Below are 795 nucleotides of genomic sequence, written 5' to 3'. Positions count from 1 at the left end.
TCGCGGCCGCCAGGAACGTGGCGAGCCGCGAGGGCCGGCGCCGGCGTGCGAGAGTCGATGGGCTCATCACGGCGCCCCTCAACCGTAGATGGTCTCGGACGGCGACTCGTGGAACTGGCGCCGGTATCCCTTGGCCAGCACGGAGCGGCTCTTCACGCCCCAGCGGCTGGCGGTGTCGACGATCGAGGCGTTGACCCGTGCGTCGCTGAGCAATTCCTCGCGGATGCCCTCCAGGCGCAGCTTGCGGATCAGGCCGCCGGGCGTCATGCCGATCGAGCTCTTGAAGGTCATCTGCAGCGCCCGTTCCGTCACGCCGATCTGGGCCGCGACTTCGCGCGTGCTCAGGTCGGCGCGCTCGAGGTTTTCGACGATGTGGCGGTAGGCGCGCCGGTATTTCGCCGGCAGGCGCGCCGACAGGTCGTCGACGGCCAGCGCGCGGCCCGCCTGCGGATGGACCGTGCCGGACTCGGGCGCCTCGCTGCGCAGGCAGCGCAGCGCCTCGGCCGTGTAGTTGGCGTAGAGCTTCAGCGCCTGGACCGGGTTGCCCTGGCGCGCGGCGATCCGGGCCATGCAGTACAGATAGTCGAAATTGCAGCGGCGCGTGCCCAGCTCGGTTTCGGTGCGGTTGAGCTTGCCCATCACGGCGTCGGCCACGTCGTCGAGGCCGCCGGCGAACGCCGCCAGCGCGATGTCGATCTTGGTCAGCAGGCCCTGCATGCCGCTACGGAAATTGTGCCCCTGGTGCGCGAGGGCGATCAGCGGCGCGGACGCGAGGCGGTCGCCGCCGGCCAGCGC

The 795-nt window shown here is 71.1% G+C and carries 1 protein-coding gene; it reads right to left on the bottom strand.

The window, feature by feature from the left end; all coding sequences use genetic code 11:
• Window positions 1-78: 78 nt before the first annotated feature.
• On the bottom strand, window positions 79-795 hold a 717-nt coding region (locus ACEN88_RS33130), incomplete at its 5' end, for a helix-turn-helix transcriptional regulator (RefSeq protein WP_413346546.1).

It is taken from the genome of Massilia sp. CT11-108 (assembly GCF_047302915.1).
Classification (GTDB): Bacteria; Pseudomonadota; Gammaproteobacteria; order Burkholderiales; family Burkholderiaceae_D; genus Telluria; species Telluria orientalis.
This window is presented reverse-complemented; position numbering and strand designations above follow the sequence as displayed.